Source organism: Pontibacter rugosus, assembly GCF_042678745.1.
GTDB classification, from domain to species: domain Bacteria; phylum Bacteroidota; class Bacteroidia; order Cytophagales; family Hymenobacteraceae; genus Pontibacter; species Pontibacter rugosus.
On the sequence record NZ_JBHTLD010000568.1, the window covers coordinates 1 to 524 of the forward strand.

Consider the following 524-nt stretch of genomic DNA (forward strand, 5'->3'; position numbering starts at 1 on the left):
GTAGTAACCGGCTCGCGGGCCACCGAAGGCCGCTCCAATATCCTCACCACTGCCCCGGTCGACGTGATTTCGGCCCGCGAGATTAAGGTATTCGCCCAAACCGATGTCTCGCAGATTCTGACGTATATCGCGCCCTCGTTCCAGTCGTCGCGGCAGTCGATTTCCGACGGTACCGACCACATCGACCCGGCCTCGCTGCGTGGCCTCGGCCCCGACCAGGTGCTGGTACTCGTCAATGGCAAGCGCCGCCACTCTACGGCCCTGGTCAACATCAACGGCACGGTGGGCCGTGGCTCGGTGGGCACCGACCTCAACACGATTCCCAACGCCGCCATCAAGCGCATCGAAGTGCTACGCGACGGGGCAGCGGCCCAGTACGGCTCCGATGCCATTGCGGGCGTTATCAATGTGCAGCTGAAGGACGATACCACTGGCCTGCAGATCAGCAGCACCGTGGGCCAGCATTACGAGGACGACGGCGAGCTGTACCAGGCCGATGCCAACCTGGGCGTGGGCCTCAACGG

Annotated in this window: 1 protein-coding gene; it reads left to right on the top strand. The window is 63.9% G+C overall.

The genetic code is table 11. The features are described 5' to 3' along the window. Window positions 1–524: TonB-dependent receptor plug domain-containing protein (locus tag ACFQ2O_RS22505; protein ID WP_377533293.1), on the top strand; the 524-nt coding region annotated here is incomplete at both ends.